This window comes from Porphyromonas crevioricanis, from assembly GCF_900167225.1.
GTDB lineage: Bacteria > Bacteroidota > Bacteroidia > Bacteroidales > Porphyromonadaceae > Porphyromonas > Porphyromonas crevioricanis.
This window is the reverse complement of sequence record NZ_FUXH01000010.1, coordinates 26,076-47,760: the sequence shown is the minus strand read 5'-3', so window position 1 is coordinate 47,760 and position 21,685 is coordinate 26,076. Positions and strand designations below refer to the sequence as shown.

Sequence of the window (21,685 nt, the reverse complement as noted above, 5' to 3'; positions counted from 1 at the left end):
TTCTCTCTTGGGCCTGCACAGAAGGAAGGCAAGTACACGAGCCAAGCAGCACCAGTGTGCAAAGAGAAGAGTATAACAAGTGGTGAAATGTGTTATTTCTCATACCTTTTTATCGATATTAATGCTTTGCAAGGTAATAATTTCTCTGAGCATTTCGGATTATCCCGATGTGTGCAAACTTCGTATATTTGAAGCCCGGAATAAAACAAATATCGAAGAACCTCCAGTTCCCCCTTGAATGCATCATGAGCTGTAATACAAACTTGTCATCTCAACAGGAAGACTCTTTTTCTTTCGACACGGAAAAGTTTAGCCTACTGAAACAACGCATCGAAAGATCCACCAAAATATGCCTGTTGTCCCACACGGCTCCGGATGGAGATGCTGTTGGGTCGGTTTGTGGTCTTTGTGATGCTCTGCGATCAGCTTACCCAGAGAAGGATGTGCAAATGATTTTGCCCAATGCCATACCTCGCATCGTGGCCGACCTTCCTCTAGCAAAAGAGGTGCTGATCCATCACAATGGGACCACCAATCAAGAAGCCGAAAGAGTGCTGTTAGATGCCGACTTGATCTGTTGTTTAGATTTTCAGTCTCCCAAGCGAGTGGGCAATCTGTTGGCTCCAATCTTGACCAAATCGAAAGCACCCAAGATACTCATTGACCATCATTTGTATCCAGAAGAAAACTTCTTTGAACTTTCATTCAGTTTTCCAGGGATGTCATCCACAGCGGAATTGGTATATCATTGCCTGCAGGGGATGGGACTGGCTTCTGCTATTACCCCCAATTGCGCCCAAAGCCTACTCTGTGGAATTATTACTGACACGGGGTGTTTTTCCTATCAATCGGAATCACCACGTGTTTTTTGTGTCGTAGCCGATCTATTGAGTTGTGGGGCCAATAAAACTCTGCTGATAGATCAAATCTTTCACCGAAATACCACAGGTCAGGTGAAACTCCGCGGCTATGTCTTAGACCGGAAGTTGCAGTTGATACCAGAAATTGGTGCAGCCTATTTTGTATTGGAGAGAGAAGAGCTGGAGTCATTTGGCGTATCGGATAGTGATACAGAAGGCTTTGTGAACGAGCCTTTGGCAATAGAGGGTATCTACTACTCTTTCTATATCCGCAGGCGAGAAACTTATCTCAAGATCTCTCTCCGCAGCAGTGGAGATAGGCCGGTAAATGACATTGCCACTAAACTGTTTGGGGGAGGCGGTCATAAGAATGCAGCCGGTGCAGAATATCCCAATCCGGATGAAGCGGAAAAGGTAGCACAAATGATATTGGAAGAAATACGTAACCGAAAAAAAATATAGACAAATGAAGAGAACAATGCGTATATATCGAGCCGTTGGATTGATTTGTATGCTTGCCTGCTTTACTCTGATATCCTGTGAAAAGAGCAAAGTGCGCTCTTTGACAGAGATGAGACAAGATGAGCGCAAACGGATCAAATCTTTCATAGTAAGCAAAGGCTTCAAAGTGAAAGAAGCTGAGCGAGAACAAAAAGACTTTGTCCCGGGAATCCTCTACCATTTCGACAATGATCTATATATGGAGGTTCTTGACAAGGGTGGAGCTAAAGCCGTGCCTCAGAAGACGCATGTTTTCATGCGAATAAGAGGTTATGCATTAGACTCTTCAGAGCCGGTCATATTCGACAGTTTATCGAAAGGCAAATATCAGCCCATAGAGTTTATTTACATTGACGTCTACCGGGATGGGCCCTTACATTTCCAGCCATTGCCTCCTGCAGCAGGCTTCAACCTAAACCGATACATGTGTGAAGGCTTGGCGTTCCCAATGTCTTTGCTCGGGGATGGAGCGAGAGTGCGATTGATAGTACCATTCAGCATTGGACCAGAATTTACCAGTCGCAGTGGTATTCCTATTTATTTCGATGAGGTTGAGTACACATTCTAAGTGAAGTATAGCAATGGCTTTGATTAAATCTATATCGGGCATACGAGGCACAATAGGAGGGGCTGTACAAGAGGGTCTAAATCCCTTGAGCACTGTTCGCTTCGTTTCGGCGTACGCTTCCTTTATCCAGAAAAATAGCGGACTATCTCGTCCGCGTATTGTTGTGGGGCGTGATGCCCGCATCTCAGGACCAATGCTCAAGCAGTTGGTGTTGGGAACTTTGTGTGGTATGGGCTGTGATGTATTGGATATCGATCTGGCCACTACCCCGACCACAGAATTAGCAGTAACACATTTCCATGCCGATGGAGGTATAATCCTCACAGCCAGCCATAACCCCCGACAATGGAATGCTCTTAAGCTGCTGACTTCAACAGGAGAATTTCTGGATGCGAAGCAAGGAGCTGAGGTTTTGGCTTTGGCCGAACGTGACGAATTTTCTTTTGCTGAAGTAGACCAATTGGGCAGAATAGAAGAATACAAGAACTTCCTCGATGAGCATATCCGACAAATACTTGCTCTGGATATAGTAGACGCAGAGTCCATCCGTTCGGCTGGCTTTGCAGTTGCTATAGATGCTGTCAATTCTGTTGGAGGGGTAGCTATACCCTGTCTTTTGGAGGCTTTAGGAGTAGAAGTAATCTACCCTCTCAATTGTGAGCCAGATGGAGAATTTGCTCACAATCCCGAACCGCTACCCCATCATCTAACAGAGATATGCAGCTTAGTAGCCGAACAAAAAGCAGACTTGGGAGTAGTAGTAGACCCTGATGTCGATCGTTTGGCTCTGATTGACGAAAATGGAGCCTTCGTGGGTGAAGAATATACATTGGTCGCTGTAGCTGAATACCTTCTGTCACAATTTCCTGGAAAAAACACAGTATCTAACCTCAGTTCGACACGAGCATTGCGAGACATTACAGAGCAATACGGAGGTCACTACTACGCATCTGCTGTAGGAGAAGTAAATGTGGTAGCAAAGATGAAGGAGGTAAAAGCCTTAATCGGAGGTGAAGGCAATGGCGGAGTTATCTATCCGGCATTGCACTATGGCAGAGATGCTTTGGTAGGTGTGGCTATCATACTTACAATGATGGCCAAAAGAAAACAAAACATGAGCTCCATCCGTGCTACCCTGCCACAATATGCCATGAGCAAACAGCGTGTCGAGGTTCCTCAAAGTAAGGATACCCAAGCTTTGTTGGACAAACTGGCCAAAGATATGTCCGAGCACAACCCCACACTCACAGACGGAGTGAAGATTGACTTCGCTGACAGCTGGGTACATGTAAGGCGCAGCAATACAGAACCGATCATTCGTATTTACACCGAAGCTCCAACCCAAGGGCAGGCAGATCGACTGGCTTTGGATTTTGTCGATCGTATTCAAACCCTTGTTAAATGAGTCGCAAACGAAAGCCTTTTCCTCTTCTTGAGAATGTACACATTGCAGATATAGCCGCCGAAGGAAAGGCTATCGCAAGAGTGGACGAACAGGTCATTTTTGTCCCTTACGCAGCTCCCGGAGATATCTGCGATATACAAATTGTACGCAAAAAACGCTCTTATTTGGAAGGACGTATGGAGCGTATCATCACTCCGTCTCCGGTTCGAGTGGAACCTCGTTGCCCTCATTTTGGCATCTGTGGTGGTTGCAGTTGGCAGCACATCCCGTATGAAGTACAACTCAAGGCCAAGCAACAACAAGTATCAGATGCTCTTACACGCATAGGGAAGATAGAACCTCAGGAATATCTACCTATTGTCGGGGCAGATGAGACCTATAGATACCGTAATAAACTGGAATTCACTTTCAGTCACAAACGGTGGCTTTCTCTTGACGAGATGACTTCCGAAGAGGAAAAGCCTCGCATAGAACCGGGACTTGGATTCCATATTCCTCGCCTTTTCGACAAGGTAATTGACATAAAACAATGCTTCTTAGGCTCGGATCTAAGTGATCGCATCCGATCTTTCGTTCGTGATTACTGTTTGGAGCGATTAGAGGACTATCCTTTCTTCGACCTGAAAAATCAGGAAGGAATGATGAGGAGTTTGTTGATCCGTACAGCTTCGACCGGAGAGGTAATGGTTGTAGTGATGTTCTATCACGATGACCCACCGAAACGGATGTCCCTCTTGGCTGCGATTGAAAAAGCTTTCCCCGAGATAACTTCTCTTTGCTATGTGATAAACCCCAAATGCAACGACACTTTAGCTGGCTTGGCCGTAGAAGTATACTCGGGTCGCAACTATATTCTAGAGGAAATGGAGGGCTTACGCTTCGGTGTTGGAGCCAAATCTTTTTACCAAACGAACAGCCGACAAGCATACAAGCTCTACTCAGTTGTAAGAGAGTTTGCTTCCCTCGGAGGCCAAGAATTGGTCTATGACCTATATACCGGGACTGGTACGATAGCCTCTTTTGTGTCTCGTTTTTGCAAAAAAGTTGTAGGGATAGAATACGTAGAAGATGCCGTGGCGGATGCACGAATAAACTGCCGAATCAATGGTATAGAGAATGCTACTTTCTTCGCTGGAGACATGAAAGATATTCTCACCATGGATTTTGTGTCAACTCATGGGAAACCCGACGTACTAATTACCGATCCTCCACGTGCCGGAATGCACGATGATGTGATCAAAACGATACTCACTGTGGAGCCAAAGCGCATCGTGTATGTCAGTTGCAACCCGGCAACCCAGGCCAGAGACCTATCTATACTGATGGTGGATGGTCGATACGAATTGTTGAAGTCAAGAGCTGTGGACATGTTTCCACAAACCCATCATATTGAGAATGTTGTATTGCTGGAGCTTCGGAAGACTTCCCTCTCTTCTGCCAGTGCCCTTTAGTTGCACCTCTTTCTTCCACAGATGGGTTTCTCCGGATCTATTTCTCTCAAGGATTCTTGTTTGGCTTTATTGGCTGGTCTGTTGCTAATATGGGTCACAGCTTCTTTGCAAGAATGCTACAGGAAAGACAGCCAGCTCGGGCAGACAAACTTAGAAGACAAGTTGCCAGACACCTTGCGTATCGTCACACTGTTTGGCTCCACAACTTATTTCCAATATAGAGGAGAGGATATGGGGTATGAGTATGAGCTGGCCAAACTGTATGCAGAGCAAGCCGGGATGCCTATTGTAGTCAAAATCGCTCCCAGTGCCGAGGCTCTCTTGCAGTCTATAGACAGTGGCTATGCAGATTTATGCATCACCCCACAGGCTCAAACACAAACTGCTAACAGACACTACCTTTTTGTCGGACCAGAGGAAGAATCCGGCATTGTGTTGGTGCAACCCAAATCTGACTCGGCTCTATGTTCAGCAGCCGAATTACCAGGGCATAATGTCACTGTGCCAGCTTATACCCGCTATGCCTACAGGCTACATCATCTAGACAAAGAGCTCGGTGGAGGTGTAGATTCAACGATCCTTTATGGGGATACCATCACAGAAGAAGATCTGATCGAAGCTGTGGTAGAGCGCAGTATAGGTTGCACTTTTGCCGATGAAAAGTTAGCCAAGCTAAGCCATACCTATTACCACGACATCGATGTATCCGTACCAGTGGGACTTAGCCAGCGATTGAGTTGGATTGTAAGGAAAGACCGCAAACAATTGGCAACCTCTATCGAAGAGTGGGCTAAGGGCGTACCCACAAAAAATGCACACCGAATCATCTACAAACGATACTTCGAAGAAAGTAAGCAGAGTTACGAAGGAAGAACAGAAGAGTATAATGCAGCACCGACATCTCATCGTGGCTCTAGAAAGATCTACTACAAAGTAGCAGGAGGAATTTCTCCTTTTGACGAACTATTCAAAAAAGAGGCTCCCCGTATAGGTTGGCCATGGCAGTTGTTGGCTGCGATAGCTTATCATGAGTCCCGCTTTCAGCCTGATGTAGTGGGATGGAGTGGAGCTAGAGGTCTTATGGGTATCATGCCTGCCACAGGCAAAATATTCGGAGCATCAAAAGAAGAGCTGTTGGATCCTGCCATTTCCATACGAGTTTCTGTAGATTGCCTGATTTCTACAAAAAAAGCTCTCGGAGACTTGCCAGAGAGAGAAGAAACTATCAAAATTATACTAGCCGCTTATAATGCTGGAGCAGCCCATTTACAAGATGCTATGCGTCTTGCTCAGAAGCATGGACAAGATCCGCATGTATGGGAGGGAAGTGTAGAGACCTATCTAAGGCTAAAAAATGACCCTCGTTACTACAATGATCCTGTCTGCAAAGCTGGTTATCTGAGAGGTAAGGCTGTATCTCAATATGTCGAATCGGTCATCTCTTGGTATCGACAACATGCTCAATAGTTTTTCTTATCCCTTTTATCTATGAAAATATCAGAGAGATATATAGCATTGGATCGCACACACTTGTGGCATCCATATACCTCTACTATAGATCCATTGCCTGTTTATCCGGTGGAAAGAGCTTCCGGAGCACATATTTATCTGGAAGACGGCAAAGATTTGATTGACGGTATGAGTTCTTGGTGGGCTGCAATACATGGCTACAACGTACCCGAGCTCAACAAGGCTGCAATGGATCAGATAAGCCGGATGAGCCACATAATGTTCGGAGGGTTTACTCACCGTCCCGCAGTGGAACTCGCCGAAATACTCCTATCCGTTTTGCCTCAAGGTCTTGATCGGATCTTCTATGCCGATTCTGGCTCTGTTGCAGTAGAGGTCGCCCTCAAAATGGCTATCCAATACCAGCAAGCCAAGGGGTATTCCAACCGCAATCATTTCGCTACAATCCGAAGTGGATATCATGGTGACACTTGGCATGCCATGAGCGTTTGTGACCCTCAAACAGGTATGCACTCTCTCTTTGGTGGAGCCTTAACTACCCAATATTTCTTACCAACACCACCCATCGGATATTACGAATCATGGCAAGAGGAAAGCATGAATCCTCTGAAAGACCTTGTGAGAAAACATGGAAAAGATATCGCAGCATTGATATTAGAGCCTATTGTACAGGGAGCTGGAGGGATGTATTTCTATCATCCCCAATATTTAGTAGAGGCCAAGCGTATTTGTTCGGATGCTGGTATTTTGCTGATATTCGATGAGATAGCTACAGGATTTGGACGCACAGGACATTTTTGGGGAGGAGATCATGCAGGAGTCGTGCCGGATATCATGACTATCGGCAAGGCTCTCACAGGTGGGTATTTGACCCTCTCTGCCACTATCACCAGTCAGTTCGTTGCCGATACCATATGTGGTGGAGAAGCCGGCTGTTTTATGCACGGCCCCACCTTTATGGGCAATCCTTTAGCCTGTGCTGTAGCTGTAGCCAGTTTGCAATTATTACTCAAGAGTCCTTGGCAAGAACGAGTACGTGCCATTGAATCACAACTGAAAGAAGAATTGGAGCCGGCAAGAAAACTCCCTGCTGTAGCAGATGTGAGAGTATTAGGAGCCATAGGAGTTGTCCAGACTAAAGAAGCTGTGGATATGTCTCAAATGCAAAAGGCCTTTGTACAAGAGGGTATCTGGGTTCGACCCTTTGGCAAACTTTGCTATCTAATGCCTCCTTACATCATTCGCCCAGAAGAGCTTCGGAAACTCACCTCGGGTCTTCTGAAAGTGATTAAAAATTGCTGTTGCGGATAAATACATTGTGAGTGATCCACTCAAGTAATAGGAGAAAAACGAGGATAATAGCAATGATAGAGGAAAGATTATCGGCTGAATTAGAAGCGTTGTCTCTACAAGGACAGAAACGCGAACTACGTAGCATACAAAAGCAATATTGCGGACAGAGTATTGTGGTAGATAGCCACAAGCTAATCAATCTCGCCTCTAATGACTATTTGGGCTTAGGATCAAACAAAGAGCTGCGAACCCAATTTCTAAAAATGGTATCCTATGAAGATTGGGCTCTCGGGTCGACTTCTTCCCGGCTACTCACTGGCAACTATCCGATTTTGAAAGAGTTGGAGCATAGTCTGGCCAACCGATATGACCGAGAGTCTGCCCTTGTCTTTAACAGTGGTTATCACATGAATGTGGGTATCATTTCTGCTTTGGCCTCTCACCGGACACTTGTAATTGCAGACAAACTCGTACATGCCTCAATGATAGATGGTCTTCGCCTGAGTGGATGCTCATTCGAGCGATTTCGCCACAACGACATAACGGCTCTGGAGCGCATTTTGCAGCGCAAAGCTGACAAGTACGATGAAGTTTTGGTATTAACGGAAAGCATCTACAGCATGGATGGCGATGAAGCGGATTTGCGCTCCCTCGTTGCTCTTAAAAAGATCTACCCTCAACTTGTCTTGTACGTCGACGAAGCGCATGCTGTAGGGGTACGAGGAAATCAAGGCTTGGGATTAGCCGAAGAATATGGTTTGATCCAAGACATCGATCTGCTGTGTGGTACCTTTGGGAAGGCTCTGGCAGGGATGGGAGGATATGTAGTTTGCTCATCCAATGTACGCTCATACTTGATCAATCATTCCCGGCCTCTCATCTTTTCTACAGCTTTGCCGCCTATTGTCTCGGCCTGGAACAAATTCATATTCGATCGTCTATCCGACTTCTACTCTCATCGCTCAATCTTGAGAGAAAAATCAGAAAAAATAAGAAATACACTGAAGGAGTTGGGTTATACTATGCCCTCTACATCTCATATTATTCCTATCATCTTGGGCAGCAATAGCCATGCTCTATCGGCTGCATCTCGATTGATCGAAGCCGGCTATTACTCCCCTGCTGTCCGCCCTCCCACAGTACCTCAAGGTTCGGCAAGACTACGTATCAGCCTAACAGCTCAGACTGAGATAGAAGGGCTTTTGCATTTACTCCCGACACTAAATATTGCCATTTAATCCATGACATCATATTTTCTCTCCCATTCGAATACAACAGAGAGTCTAATCCTGTTTTTTAACGGCTGGGCAATGGACAAAGCTGCCGTAGAACATATGGACACGCCACAAGGGTATGACCTACTATGTTGTCAAGATTATAGATCTTTACTATCGGGATCTGACATTGACATAATAAAAAAGGATTATCGTCGGCTGCATCTGGTAGCTTGGTCTATGGGAGTTTGGGCCGCCGAGCGACTTTATTTACACGGAACAATCCCTCCTCCAGACTCCGCTGTAGCTATAGCTGGGACACCAATCCCTATGCATGACAGCTTGGGGATTCCTCCACTACTCTTTCGCGCCACTTTGAACGGCTTATCCGAAGAGAATAGAGAACGTTTTAACAGACGAATGTGTGGCAGTCGATCCCTGCGTCATTTATTCGATTCTTTGGCAAAGAGACCCTTAGACGAAATCAAACAGGAGCTGCGAGAAGTCTACGAATGGAGCAGAAATCACATCGCTGAGGCAGAACAGTTCTCTCTACCATGGACAGCAGCTCTAGTACCTATGAAAGACAAAATTATTCCTCCAATCAATCAACAGACATACTGGCAGCACAAAAATGTTCCGGTAGTAGAAATTCCGAGAGGAGAGCATTACCTGTTCAACGATATTACCCAATGGAGTCAGCTGATTCGAGACTTTTCATAGCCGAACGTTTTCGCAGGGCTCTGCCCACTTATGAGAAGTATGCTGTAGCACAGCAGAAAATCTCAAATCGTCTGATTAGTCTGGCCGAGAAATACCTGCCAACAGAGACCGAGTTGGAGCAGGTATTGGAGATCGGCTGTGGTAGTGGTATGCTCACAAGGGCTTTGTTGAATCACTACTCCGTGTACCGGTACACACTCAATGACCTCTATCCGGAAGCTTTCGAGTACCTACAATCCAATTCGGGAGGAGTCTCATTCGAGTTTATCTGTGGTGATGCTGAACAGCTCTCTTTTGAGAAAAGCCACTACGACTTGGTTATTTCGGCATCAACCATACAATGGTTTAAGGATCTATCCTCTTTTTTCTCTCAAATAGCAAGTGCAATAAAGCCGGGTGGTTACCTGCTGCTATCCACCTTTGCTCCTGACAATCTGTGTGAACTAAACAGCCTCATCGGACAGAAACTCCACTATCACAATTGCAATGAGCTATCCCGAATGCTCACTTCGCACTATGAAGTCTTGGAAGTGCTGCAAGAGGAAATTGTACTCCATTTTGCTAATCCAATGGAAGTACTCAAACACCTGAAGTACACCGGAGTCACAGCCACGGAGTCTGCAACCTCAAACTATTGGACTCCCAAGTCTCTTAAGCAATTTATCCAAGACTATAAGACTCGTTATTCCGAAACAGCCAATTCTAAAAAAGTCAGACTTACTTACAAACCAATCTATATTGTTGCCCGGAAGCCCCTCTGAGACCTTCTTTTTATACCAGTACAATCAAGATAGAAGCAATCTGTCGAAAGAATTAGATCTCAGAAAGACAAAATGTACTACTTTTGGGGGCACTTAGTGATTTCTTGGTGTATTCGGCAGGTAAATAGTAGAAAAACTAATGTTTAACCCAATAAATAAGATCAAACCAATGAAACTTTATCAAAAGCTCTCGACAGCAATGCTTATGCTGTTTTCTTTCTTTTTGCTTCTAACTTCTTGTGACGACACGACTCCGAAGAAAGAGAAACCGGAAAATAAAGATGTGGTAGAAATGAAAACTGGCGAACGCCAAGAGCTGAAGTTTGCTGAATACAATGATGTGACCTGGACGACTTCCGACCCAACCATAGCTATGGTAGGAGAAGATGGATATGTAACAGCCCTGAACGAAGGTCAAGCTCAGATCACCGGCAAATCTGCATCAGCTGGTCTGGAAACAATCATAAAGATAAAAGTCAGCTGGTCTAATAATTTTCCTGCTCTCAATAGTGACCATGCCCTTGAACTGACTCCTGAAATTATGCAACGCTACCTTTGGGACTATAAAACCAGTCCAAATAAATTTATCAGCAAGGCTGATGGTCCAATAATATTGGACTGTTGGGCAACATGGTGTGCACCATGCAAACTGATGTACAAGAGAGTAATAGAACCTCTTGCTAAGGAATATGCCGGTCGTGCCTATTTTGTAAAAGCTGAAATTTACGACCCCAAAAGAAAAACGACTCCCATAGGAGAAATCATAGGTGATGGTGTTGGAAAAGAAAACATCAATGCTATCCCTGCTTTATTCGCTATAGCTCCCGGCAAACCTGCCAAGAAGTTGGACGGATATAATACAATAGCCGATGTGAAACGAATGATACGAGAATTCTTTGCAGAAAATGGAGTGAAATAAGAAAACCTCTTGCATACGAACTCTCTGCTCTCAGACATCAATAATTGAGCCCCAGCAGGAAGAAAGCAAATAGCCTCACAGGTCGTTCGGACTTGTGAGGCTATTTGCTTATTTTAAGAGAGACAATAAAATCTATATGGATCAGTATTGTTCGTTGATATTGGGAAAATCAGAGGATTTCACATCCTCAATATAACGAGCTGTAGCTTCTTTTATTAAAGAGCCTAATGAAGCATATCGTCTTAAGAAGCGAGGGCTAAAATCTTGGGTAATCCCTAACATATCGTGCATTACCAACACTTGGCCGTCTGTACCACCTCCGGCTCCTATACCAATGACCGGGATTGTCAGTTCAGAGGAAACTCTGGCAGCAAGTGATGCCGGTATTTTTTCCAATACCAGAGCAAAACAGCCCAAACTCTCCAGCAAATGCGCATCTTCAATCAACTTATTGGCTTCCTCTTCTTCCTTTGCACGGACACTATAAGTACCGAACTTATTTATCGACTGTGGCGTAAGCCCAAGGTGCCCCATCACTGGTATGCCAGCGGAGAGAATGCGGGTAATACTCTCTTCTATTTCTCGGCCACCCTCTACTTTGATTGCATCTACATGCGTTTCCTTCATCACTCTGATGGCCGAGCATAAAGCTTCTTTGGAATTCCCTTGATAAGAACCAAAAGGCAAATCACAAACAACCAAAGCACGGCGAACAGCCTTCATTACAGACTTGCCGTGGTAAATCATCTGATCTAATGTTATGGGCAAGGTTGTCACATTACCGGCCATAACATTGGAAGCGGAGTCTCCGATAAGGATTACATCCATCCCAGCGGCATCGATAAGAGTAGCCATAGAATAATCATAAGCCGTAAGCATGGCTATCTTCTCTCCACGCAGCTTCATTTCAGTGAGACGATGCGTAGTTACCTTGCGACCATCTTCTGCTTGATGTACAGACATTTTATTATATCAGTATAGTTTTTCGACTGTGTACCTTATGAAAAAAATCACCTGACAGAGGGATCTACTCCCACTCGATTGTACTGGGTGGTTTGGAAGAAATATCGTAAACGCAACGATTCACGCCACGAACTTTATTGATAATCTCGTTAGATACCTTGGCCAAAAACTCATATGGGAGCCTGCACCAGTCAGCACTCATGGCATCAACAGAAGATACAGCCCGAAGGGCTATCGTATAATCGTAGGTGCGTTCGTCTCCCATCACTCCTACCGAACGAATCGGAAGCAGGATAGCTCCGGCTTGCCAAACTTGATCATACAAACCCTCGGCACGCATCATAGACATATAGATATCATCTGCCTCCTGCAAGATACGCACCTTCTCTGGTGTAATCTCACCCAGGATACGTATGCCCAGACCGGGACCGGGGAAAGGATGGCGATGAATCAAGTGTGGCATCATTCCCAACTCTAAGCCGACTCTTCGCACTTCGTCCTTAAATAGAGCTCGCAGGGGTTCGACTAACTTCAAGTTCATCTTCTCGGGCAATCCCCCCACATTGTGATGACTCTTAATTACCATTCCGGTGATATTGACAGACTCTATCACATCGGGGTAGATCGTTCCCTGCCCCAGCCACTTGATGCCTTCCAGTTTGCGGGCCTCCTCATCAAATACTTCTATGAATCCCTTTCCAATGATTTTCCTCTTTTGTTCAGGATCCGTAACACCATTCAGTGCTTTGTAGAATTTTTTCGAGGCATCCACCCCTATTACATTCAATCCCAGGTGCTCATAATCGGCTAAGACTTTCTGTGCTTCTCCTTTCCGGAGCAAACCATGGTCTACGAATATACAGGTAAGGCGATCTCCAATGGCTCTATTGAGCAATACTGCACATACAGAACTATCGACACCTCCGGACAGAGCCAAGATGACTTTGTCCTGACCCAATTGATCTTTGAGCTCTTGAACGGTCTGCTCAATAAAGCTTTGTGCCGACCAATTGTTTCGCACGCCACATATATCAATAAAGTTACCGATCAAGACCTTACCCTCTTCCGAATGGTGAGCCTCCGGATGAAATTGGACACCCCAAGTCTGTTCTCCTCGGATCTTAAAAGCAGCATTAGGGACATCGGAAGTAGAAGCAATCAATTCAAATTCTTCAGGCAAGGAAGTAATAGTATCTCCATGAGACATCCATACAACGCTTTTGTCTTTTAAGCCTTTCAGAAGAAGGTCATCTTTTTTATCTATGCACAAAGCCGCACGACCATACTCGCGACTATCGGCTGGCTCTACTTTTCCTCCAGACTGATTTACGAGGCTTTGTGCTCCATAGCAAATACCCAACAAAGGTAAATGCCCACGTATGGCAGAGAGATCCACTCTAAATGCGTGAGGATCGTAAACCGAGTAGGGACTCCCTGACAGAATAACACCTTTAATGCCTTCGAATGAATTCGGCAACTTATTGTAAGGTACAATCTCACAATACGTACCAAGATCACGGATACGACGCCCGATCAATTGAGTAGTTTGTGACCCGAAATCCAAGATGAGTATTTTTTCTTGCATTGCTATTGGTGAGTAATGACTTAATTGCTCCGGCAAAGGTAATCAATGTCACCAATCCTCAGTTTTCCTCCCAATTGGGAATGGGTTGTAGGCTCAATTGAGTATCGCGCCATATATATAGTCTCAAAGAGGGAGGTATTATTCCTTGCTCCCCTTATAGCAACGGTGAAAAAGATACTGAGCAATCGACAAAGAGATACCGAGCGATCAATCGAAAGCTTAGGTGCTTTTCATACGCTAATTAGGAGCTTTTCGGAAAAGATGCCGAGTAATCCGTCAAAAGCTTTATTGCTTTCTCCAAAAAGCTTTATTGCTTTCTTCAAAAAGCTTTATTGCTTTCGGACAAAAGCTTTATTGCTTTTGACGCTCTCATTGGGTGCTTCCCGGAAAGAATACCGAGCAATCGACAAAAAGATACCGAGGCTTACAAAAAACAGGTCCATTCCCAACTCCGGTGAAACTCAACAGGAATCCAATGCACCGACAGTTTCTCCCCAAAGCTCCAGGGACAGAGTCTGGAATAAAATACAACTCTCCCTCTCTGGGAAGTCGCAGTCGAGCAAAACAAGGCAGACGCTCTCTTTTTAACTACCTTTGTGAGGCAATGATAGTTATATTACTCCATGAAAGAAATTCGGCTAAAGGATAAAGTATTCGAGTTATATATCTCCTCCGAAGAGATCAACAAAGCATTAGATCGTATGGCAGAAGACATTAGACGGGATTTGGGAGACCAAAACCCTCTCTTCGTCTGCATCATGAATGGCTCGTTTATGTTTGCATCAGAGCTGATGCAGAGACTCAATGATGGCTATGAAGTTGCCTTTGCTCGCTACTCCTCATACAGCGGTACTTCCTCAACATTCGAGCTCAAGGAAGTAATGCCGGTAACACAGTCTCTGGAGGGACGCACAGTGGTGATACTCGAAGACTTGATCGATACCGGATTCACAATGATGAATGTCAAAAGACGCTTCTACGAATTGGGGGCCAAACAGGTTGTGATAGCAGCCATGCTTTGCAAACCTGATGCCAAGAAATGCGATGTAGAGACGGATTATATCGGGCTCAATATTGCCAACGAATTTATCGTAGGACACGGATTGGACTATGATGATTTGGGACGCATGTATAACGACATTTATAAGATAAAAGAATGAGAATCGTTATTATCTTCGGAGCCCCCGGTTCGGGCAAGGGGACTCAGAGCGAGTTGTTAATCTCGCATTATGGATACAACCACATTTCCACAGGCGATCTGTTAAGAGCCGAAATAGCCCAAAATACAGAGCTTGGACAGATAGCCAAGACGTACATTGATCAGGGGCAGCTTGTTCCTGACTCCACTATCATAGGAATGATCGAACATGTGCTGGAAGCCCATAAGGATGCCAAAGGGATCATTTTCGATGGGTTCCCACGCACAGTAGCGCAAGCCGATGCTCTCTGCGATCTCTTAGGGAAACACGGCACACAAGTAGATCTGATGATAGAATTGGAAGTACCGGAGAAGGTGCTTATCGAGCGCATTCTGGAAAGAGGAAAGGCCTCGGGACGATCCGATGACAATCTGGATACCGTAAACAAGCGTCTCTCCGTCTACTACGACCAAACAGCCTCTATTGCGGACTACTACAAGAAGAAAGGCAAACACCGCAGTGTAGACGGGGTTGGCACAATAGAGCAGATTGCCGAACGCATACGCAAAGAGATAGACCAGCTAAACAGCAACTAAGACAGGCATATGGCCAAAGGCAGCAACTTTGTAGACTACGTCAAGATTTATTGTCGTTCGGGCAAAGGAGGACGAGGCTCTCGACACTTTCGACGTGAGAAATATATCCCCAAAGGAGGTCCCGATGGTGGCGATGGAGGACGTGGAGGACATGTATATATCCGAGCCAACCGCAACTATTGGACCTTATTACATCTAAAGTTCGATAGACACATCTTAGCAACGAACGGGATGTCGGGAGGAGCAAACAAATGCACCGGATCGGATGGAGAAGACAGGGTGATAGAAGTACCGCTCGGAACAGTGATATACAATGCCGAAGATGGTAGTTACATCGCTGATCTTAAAGAACATGGCCAAGAGATACGATTGCTAAAAGGAGGCAAAGGAGGTAAGGGAAATACCTTTTTTAAGTCTTCGACCAACCAAGCTCCACGGTACGCCCAACCCGGAGAACCTTCACAGGAACTCACGATCATCCTGCAGCTGAAAATGTTGGCAGATGTAGGCTTGGTCGGTCTACCCAATGCAGGAAAATCAACCCTTATATCCGTACTTACGGCTGCCAAGCCAAAAATAGCAGACTACCCTTTCACAACCCTTGAGCCAAGTTTGGGTATCGTAGCCTACCGGGATGGGAAATCTTTCGTAATGGCGGATATCCCCGGTATCATAGAAGGAGCCGCAGAGGGAAAAGGTTTAGGCCTGGAGTTTTTGCGTCACATAGAGCGCAATGCTACATTGCTAATAATGGTACCAGCCGACACCGAGCATATTGGAAAAGAATACGAAACGCTTATAAAAGAGCTGACACAATATAATCCTGAGCTTGCCCATAAGCACCGTGTACTCGCTGTTACTAAGTGCGACCTGATAGACGAAGAGTTGCAGGAAATGCTTTGTGAAGATCTCCCAACAGATTTACCCGTCGTCTTCATCTCCTCCGTTGCTCAAAAAGGCTTGGATAAGCTAAAGGATCTCCTGTGGGAAACACTTAGCAAAGAGAGTCTACACGAACCCGATGAAATTATCAAGCAAAACTTAGACCTCACCAAGATCGTATGGGAAGAAGACGAAGAGCTGACCCCTCCGGAAAACGAAATTGAGGATGATGATTGGGAGGAAGATGACGATTTGATAGAAGTAGACTGGGAAGATTGACAATGCCTAAGACATTAACTTTCGATCAGTTTTTCATCGAGCGAGTTCCGGAGTTTCGTGTATCTGTGACTGTGGCAAGAGGTTTGACTGAGAGGGGCGAGACCTCCCCTACGGTGGAACAGCTATTGAAAGAAGCGGGAGATCTCCTAAAGCAGAGATACGAAACAGCCGAAATAAAGCAGCGTGCGGCCATTGCTGCTACAAGGAAAGCCTACAAAGCTTTGGGCAAAGATCCCAATCGCTACAGACCTGCAGCCGAGCAACTTTGTCGCAGACTCACATTAGGACATGGGCTATACTTTGTCAATCCACTGGTAGACATAGGCAATGTAATCTCAATTACCACCGGCTTCTCTATCGGAGTTTTTGATTACAGTGCTGTGGGTGGTAACGTCTTGTTGCGAAGAGGAACGGCCGAAGACGAGTTCGAGGGAATCGGACGTGGCACACTTAATATAGAAGGTCTGCCGACCTATGTGGATGAACAAGGCCCGTTTGCTACTCCCACAAGCGACCACGAACGAACCAAAGTAAGAGAGGAAACACGAGATACACTCATTTTCATTAATGACTTCGGAGCAGAGAAGCTGCCGGACGGTAGAAACAGGCTGGCATTGGCTGCGGATACACTGGCAGAGATGTTGCGATCCCTCTACCTCGAAGTTTCAATCCTGCAAACAACTCTCTCGGGAACATCACCCAATCCCCTTTCTATTCCTTAAAAAAAGAAATCACTACGATTCTCTCCCCCTCCGGGAATCTTCTTTCCCGGATGTACCTCCCTCACAACCCCATGTAGCGCTGAACAGTAGCGCCAACGATACGGTAGGAATCCTCGTTAGGAGAATCAGCCACGACAAAAGCCGTGTATGTGTTGCTGGTCTGCCGATGTTCTCCTCCCATGTGATGAAGTAAACCGGAACGATCTTGAGCTGTGTAGGCATATTCTACATAACCCTGCTTGAGAAGAACAGAGCAATAGGCAGTGCCATTACGCTCATCTATCTGCATAGTCGTCCTTTCGGGGAAAAAACAGAAAGCCTCCCCAGCAAGCCGGAAGACACATCCAGACCGAAGTTCTGCTTTGACCGGCTCGTATTCGAGAGCAAAATGAACAGTGTAGTATTCTCCCTCCAACTCTGGAAGTGATACACCATAGGCCGTGGAGCGGATTTTTCTTTTTCCATCCAAATCTGGCTGGAAAATATAAGGTCTATCTATTCTGTTGTGCCCCATCGGCAAATAAACATGATAACCATTGGAGGCCAATACCACGCTATCGATCCCTAACATGGAACCGGAGGAAATGTCCAGCAAATCGAAATGTTCGTATTCACTGCCGCCTCTAAAGATGGCCGCCCGTCTGGCATCGTACACGATCTTATCCGAATGAATCTGGGAAGGAATGGAAAGCTCCCTGTAATCTTCGGCATAGTTTTTCCAGACTTCCACTGTGATGTCTTGCGGATTTTTTAGCAGCTTGGAGTCTTCGTCTTGTACGGTTACCGCAACTTCTTGATCTTGCGAAAGATCTCCCTCGATATTGAAAGACTGAAACTCCAAATCTACATCCAGAAATGGCTCTACTACAGTGAATGGGACACGCACAAGTCCCTCTCCTCTCGAATAGTCTGTATCATTGCTATATACCTCCAAAATATAGAACCCACTCATCAGAGGACTTACCTTTTCGTTCGGGATCTGTATTTCATAATGGACATATGGGATACGAGTCGAACGAGAATGCCTACCGCCGGAAACTTCTACCGGCCATGAATTGCTGAGGTACTGTATTGGAGGCAATTCGGCTTCTTCTCCTTTCGGTAGTCTGTAAATACGATAGTAGAGAGACACATTATCATCCCCGATCAAATCAAAACCGATATCAATATGCTCCTCCGAATTCAAATGATAGTAGACTACCGGCCGCTCTTGAGATGTGCCCAACAATCTGGTCTGTACTCCTGCAACTTGTCTCTTTTCCTGAGCAACAGAAGTAAAAGAGACAAACAGCAGCACAACGTTGAGCAGTAAAACTCTAATTGCCATATCTTCCCAGTTGTTCTATGTAGGCGATTGAGCTTCCAGCAGCTCCTCTATAATCTTCATTGCGGAAGCATCCTCCCTTATCTTTACAAAATTCATTTCAGGATCCCGTCTCCACCAAGCCAATTGTTTGCGAGCATAGTGGCGACTATTTCTCCGTATCAAATCCACCGCCTCGTCAAGGGTAATTTGCCCATCAAAATAGGCAAACATTTCTTTGTATCCGAGGGTATTCAAAGCATTGAGCGAACGATACGGCCACACGGCCCGGGCTTCCTCTTCCAGCCCCTGCGTCATCATTAAATCGACGCGCTGGTTAATGCGTCGATACAGCTGTTCGCGCTCCATCGTGAGACATATCTTGAGTGTATCGAAGGGACGTTTTACGGATTTGTGCGTATGGAAAGAGGAGTATGGCTTGCCCGAGGCATGAAACACCTCCAAGGCATGGATAATGCGCTTGTGATTGCGAGGATCTATCCGTTTCAGATATTCCGGATCAACACGAAAAAGCTCTTCGGCAAGGGGTTCGACTCCTTCTGTCTCGAACCTACGCCAAAGAGCTGAGCGAAGCTCTTGAGGAATAGATGGGATGAAATCTATTCCGCTACAAACCGCATCTACATACATCATCGAACCTCCACAGAGGAGCTGTTTTGTTTTTTCTCTAAATAAGAGAGGTAAAAGCTTCAGAACGTCAGTTTCGTAGTCAGCTGCACTGTAAGCCTCCCATACATCTCTGCAGCCTACAAAATAATGGGGAACGGCAGCCAAATCCGCTGGGGAAGGGGCTGCCGTTCCTATGGGAATTTGTTTGTATACTTGGCGAGAATCAGCTGAGACAATGCTACATCCAATCTTCTGAGCCAAAGTCAAAGCCAAAGCCGACTTGCCAATCCCGGTAGGTCCGGTGAGCACAATCAATAACGGGCGATCGGCCTGTGTACTCATACGACTTGTCTCTTGCTGTATTCAAAGAAGATCAGCTGAGTCGGCTGGTATTTCGTCCAAATTGAAGAGTTCGTCTTCGTTGTAAGCCTCATCTCCATAGAAATCTTCGTCTCCCAGTTCGTCAGCCGTATTTGTGGTTGCAGTATGAGTTGCGACACTCCGCATTCCGGCTAATTCGATAGTAGAGGTCTGCTTGGGAGCATCACCTTGCGATAGAATACAAATAGGCTTGTCAAGGGTTTCGCGAGTGATCAATTCTACCACCTTCATGCAGAAGTAACGTTCGGAAAGCATATCGTAGACGAATATCAACTGCTGGCCAACCTCTTCTATCAAGTCCTCCAAACGGGTTTCGTCCATTACGTATTCATCCATATCGCTGGAGCTACCCATGGGGATTTGTGTGATCTCCTGTTCTTTTTGCCAATCTTGGTCACAGATAAAGAAAGAACTCATTTCTTTATCACTGTAGCCACAACAATCCATGATAGCAGTATGCAGATCGGCAAAAGTAGCATCGGTATTGATTTTGATCTCGCGACGGAAGTTGTCCACTTCTTCGCTTACTAATATGATCCTGTATAGCATGAGAGCTTGAGAATTTAGTTATGTATGAAAGATTGATAAATATCCAGTAGTATTAAGATCCGCTAACATAGCGAAGGTCTCTGAGTAAGGTCTGATTTTCAATCGAAGTAAAACCTGCTCTGGAAGCCAAAACAGCCTGCCAAAGCTCACGGTAGACACCCTCATTATCTACTCTGAAACGCTCACTGCCGAAGCTATCTATACGCTGCATCAAATAGCCAACAGTGAGAATATCGGGAGCCAAGGCAGGATGGTAATGTCCGACCTCTCGCTCTTGTTTGTAGAAAACCTCTATGATAATGCCCATTTTGAGCAGTCTGCGAATAATATTTGAGGTCAATTTGATTGGGATTTTGCACTCTGCCGAAATTTCTTCGGCTGTATAAGGCTCATCGTTCTGGACATTGTCGAAACGTTGAACGATGCGCGAAGCAACCAGTATAGTCAGAAAATCCAAGTAACGCCGGGAAATCGAGCGAGCGTCTTGCTCAAAGGCAAAGTTTCGTACATTCTGTATCGAAAAAGCCAACTGCGCCCCAAAAAGACAAATTGCCCAAGAAACTTGGATAAACATGAACATCAAGGGGATAGCAGCAAAACTACCATAGATAGCGTTGTATTTAGAAATCCATATAACCCCATTGATATACAAAGCCTGCAGCACCTGAAATGCTATTCCGGCCAAAACTGCCGATATAAGCGCAGGAAAAAACTTGACCTTCGTATTCGGCAAAGCCATATAAGAGGCTGTGAAAATGAATATGATGATAAAGAAAGGGGTCAGGTTGAGAAAAAACTCCAAGGCCGGAGCAATCAAACCGTACTGCATGGGCAATGCTGATCGAACGGTAGACATCACCAGGGTAAGACCGGAAGAAAAAGTAATCAGGATAGGGATGATGATAAAAATGGCGAGATAATCCACAATCCGACGTCCCCACGGTCTGGACGAACTACATTGCCAAATTCGATTGAAAGTATCCTCGATAGACACAATTAGAGAGATCACCGTATAGAGCAAAATCACCAGACCAATACCAACAAATACTCCTCCCTGAATTTGAGAGAAATAGTTATCGACAAACCCCATGATCTTATTCAGCTCTTGGTGGTGAGAAGGCAGATAGGTGTATAGAAAATTCGATAAGAGTTGCTGTATCCCAAAACCCTTGGCTATCCCGATAAGCACAGCCAACATGGGTACAATAGAAAGGATTGTATCGTAGGTCAAAGCAGAAGCTTTAGAGAAAAGGCCGTCATCTATAAAAGCCTTGGCAGATACACATACCGGGCGCAGAATACGTGCCAATACCCCTCTCATTCCCCTCAATTCATCATCCCGCAAACGCCACATATCGCGAGTAATGAAACGAATGCTTACCAATATCCATACCCAGACATAATGCAGCTTGGAATGTTTTTTGGGGAGATTTTCCCGAGACAATCCTTCGGATCGTTTATTCGACTTCTTAGACATTTGCGCTAAACTAA

General features: G+C 45.4%; 20 protein-coding genes. 14 read left to right on the top strand and 6 right to left on the bottom strand.

The annotated features are described in order from the left end of the window. The first annotated feature begins 245 nt into the window (after positions 1 to 245). From B5D48_RS06450 to B5D48_RS06405, 10 genes are all read left to right on the top strand, one after another. On the top strand, positions 246 to 1,322 hold the full coding sequence (locus B5D48_RS06450) for a DHH family phosphoesterase (protein WP_023938286.1): 1,077 nt from the start codon (positions 246 to 248) through the stop codon (positions 1,320 to 1,322). A 16-nt stretch (positions 1,323 to 1,338) separates the two neighbouring features. Continuing rightward, complete coding sequence (locus tag B5D48_RS06445; RefSeq protein WP_042120477.1) at positions 1,339 to 1,929, top strand: DUF4827 family protein; 591 nt, start codon at positions 1,339 to 1,341, stop codon at positions 1,927 to 1,929. Between the two features lie 13 nt (positions 1,930 to 1,942). Then, positions 1,943 to 3,334 carry a phosphoglucosamine mutase gene (gene glmM / locus B5D48_RS06440; protein WP_023938288.1) on the top strand — a complete coding sequence of 464 codons (1,392 nt, stop codon included), beginning with the start codon at positions 1,943 to 1,945 and terminating at the stop codon, positions 3,332 to 3,334. Next, positions 3,331 to 4,785 (top strand): 23S rRNA (uracil(1939)-C(5))-methyltransferase RlmD, encoded by a 1,455-nt coding sequence (rlmD, locus tag B5D48_RS06435; protein WP_023938290.1) that lies wholly within the window; start codon positions 3,331 to 3,333, stop codon positions 4,783 to 4,785. The genes glmM and rlmD overlap by 4 nt, the downstream gene beginning before the upstream one ends. 21 nt (positions 4,786 to 4,806) lie before the next feature. After that, the gene (locus B5D48_RS06430) at positions 4,807 to 6,252 is read left to right on the top strand and encodes an MltF family protein (protein WP_023938291.1); all 1,446 of its coding nucleotides are present in this window, start codon (positions 4,807 to 4,809) and stop codon (positions 6,250 to 6,252) included. A gap of 21 nt (positions 6,253 to 6,273) precedes the next feature. Further along, positions 6,274 to 7,566: an adenosylmethionine--8-amino-7-oxononanoate transaminase gene (bioA, locus tag B5D48_RS06425; protein WP_023938293.1), complete on the top strand. Its 1,293-nt coding sequence runs from the start codon at positions 6,274 to 6,276 to the stop codon at positions 7,564 to 7,566. 53 nt (positions 7,567 to 7,619) lie between these two features. Next, entirely contained in the window at positions 7,620 to 8,786 is a 1,167-nt protein-coding gene (locus tag B5D48_RS06420) for an aminotransferase class I/II-fold pyridoxal phosphate-dependent enzyme (protein WP_023938294.1), read from the top strand. A 72-nt stretch (positions 8,787 to 8,858) separates the two neighbouring features. Continuing rightward, positions 8,859 to 9,485 (top strand): pimeloyl-ACP methyl esterase BioG family protein, encoded by a 627-nt coding sequence (locus B5D48_RS06415; RefSeq protein WP_234985407.1) that lies wholly within the window; start codon positions 8,859 to 8,861, stop codon positions 9,483 to 9,485. Next, entirely contained in the window at positions 9,455 to 10,246 is a 792-nt protein-coding gene (gene bioC, locus B5D48_RS06410; RefSeq protein ID WP_023938298.1) for a malonyl-ACP O-methyltransferase BioC, read from the top strand. Before B5D48_RS06415 ends, bioC begins: the two co-directional genes overlap by 31 nt. Before the next feature lie 169 nt (positions 10,247 to 10,415). Further along, entirely contained in the window at positions 10,416 to 11,165 is a 750-nt protein-coding gene (locus B5D48_RS06405) for a thioredoxin domain-containing protein (RefSeq protein ID WP_023938300.1), read from the top strand. Positions 11,166 to 11,306: 141 nt separating this feature from the next. Here B5D48_RS06405 and panB read toward each other — a convergent pair whose 3' ends face one another. Both panB and guaA read right to left on the bottom strand, forming a co-directional pair. Continuing rightward, on the bottom strand, positions 11,307 to 12,128 hold the full coding sequence (gene panB, locus B5D48_RS06400) for a 3-methyl-2-oxobutanoate hydroxymethyltransferase (RefSeq protein ID WP_023938301.1): 822 nt from the start codon (positions 12,126 to 12,128) through the stop codon (positions 11,307 to 11,309). Between the two features lie 64 nt (positions 12,129 to 12,192). Next, on the bottom strand, positions 12,193 to 13,713 hold the full coding sequence (gene guaA, locus B5D48_RS06395; protein ID WP_023938303.1) for a glutamine-hydrolyzing GMP synthase: 1,521 nt from the start codon (positions 13,711 to 13,713) through the stop codon (positions 12,193 to 12,195). Positions 13,714 to 14,336: 623 nt separating this feature from the next. Between guaA and B5D48_RS06385 the strand changes: the two genes are divergently transcribed. Genes B5D48_RS06385 through B5D48_RS06370 form a run of 4 tightly spaced genes read left to right on the top strand, consistent with a single transcriptional unit; the run spans position 14,337 to position 17,331 of the window. Then, positions 14,337 to 14,873, top strand: a complete 537-nt coding sequence (locus B5D48_RS06385; protein ID WP_023938306.1) for a phosphoribosyltransferase — start codon at positions 14,337 to 14,339, stop codon at positions 14,871 to 14,873. Continuing rightward, on the top strand, positions 14,870 to 15,448 hold the full coding sequence (locus B5D48_RS06380; RefSeq protein WP_023938308.1) for an adenylate kinase: 579 nt from the start codon (positions 14,870 to 14,872) through the stop codon (positions 15,446 to 15,448). Before B5D48_RS06385 ends, B5D48_RS06380 begins: the two co-directional genes overlap by 4 nt. Before the next feature lie 9 nt (positions 15,449 to 15,457). Next, the gene (obgE, locus tag B5D48_RS06375; RefSeq protein WP_023938310.1) at positions 15,458 to 16,609 is read left to right on the top strand and encodes a GTPase ObgE; all 1,152 of its coding nucleotides are present in this window, start codon (positions 15,458 to 15,460) and stop codon (positions 16,607 to 16,609) included. Positions 16,610 to 16,611: 2 nt separating this feature from the next. Further along, positions 16,612 to 17,331, top strand: coding sequence for a B3/B4 domain-containing protein (locus tag B5D48_RS06370; protein ID WP_023938312.1), 720 nt, complete (start codon positions 16,612 to 16,614; stop codon positions 17,329 to 17,331). A 61-nt stretch (positions 17,332 to 17,392) separates the two neighbouring features. Here B5D48_RS06370 and B5D48_RS06365 read toward each other — a convergent pair whose 3' ends face one another. The 4 genes from B5D48_RS06365 to B5D48_RS06350 are packed head-to-tail and all read right to left on the bottom strand — an operon-like array spanning position 17,393 to position 21,671. Further along, on the bottom strand, positions 17,393 to 18,658 hold the full coding sequence (locus B5D48_RS06365; protein ID WP_023938314.1) for a type IX secretion system plug protein: 1,266 nt from the start codon (positions 18,656 to 18,658) through the stop codon (positions 17,393 to 17,395). Between the two features lie 15 nt (positions 18,659 to 18,673). Further along, positions 18,674 to 19,606 carry a tRNA (adenosine(37)-N6)-dimethylallyltransferase MiaA gene (miaA, locus tag B5D48_RS06360; RefSeq protein WP_023938315.1) on the bottom strand — a complete coding sequence of 311 codons (933 nt, stop codon included), beginning with the start codon at positions 19,604 to 19,606 and terminating at the stop codon, positions 18,674 to 18,676. A gap of 21 nt (positions 19,607 to 19,627) precedes the next feature. After that, positions 19,628 to 20,194: an IS1096 element passenger TnpR family protein gene (locus B5D48_RS06355; RefSeq protein WP_023938316.1), complete on the bottom strand. Its 567-nt coding sequence runs from the start codon at positions 20,192 to 20,194 to the stop codon at positions 19,628 to 19,630. Positions 20,195 to 20,246: 52 nt separating this feature from the next. Beyond that, positions 20,247 to 21,671 (bottom strand): YihY/virulence factor BrkB family protein, encoded by a 1,425-nt coding sequence (locus B5D48_RS06350; protein WP_023938317.1) that lies wholly within the window; start codon positions 21,669 to 21,671, stop codon positions 20,247 to 20,249. Positions 21,672 to 21,685 lie beyond the last annotated feature (14 nt).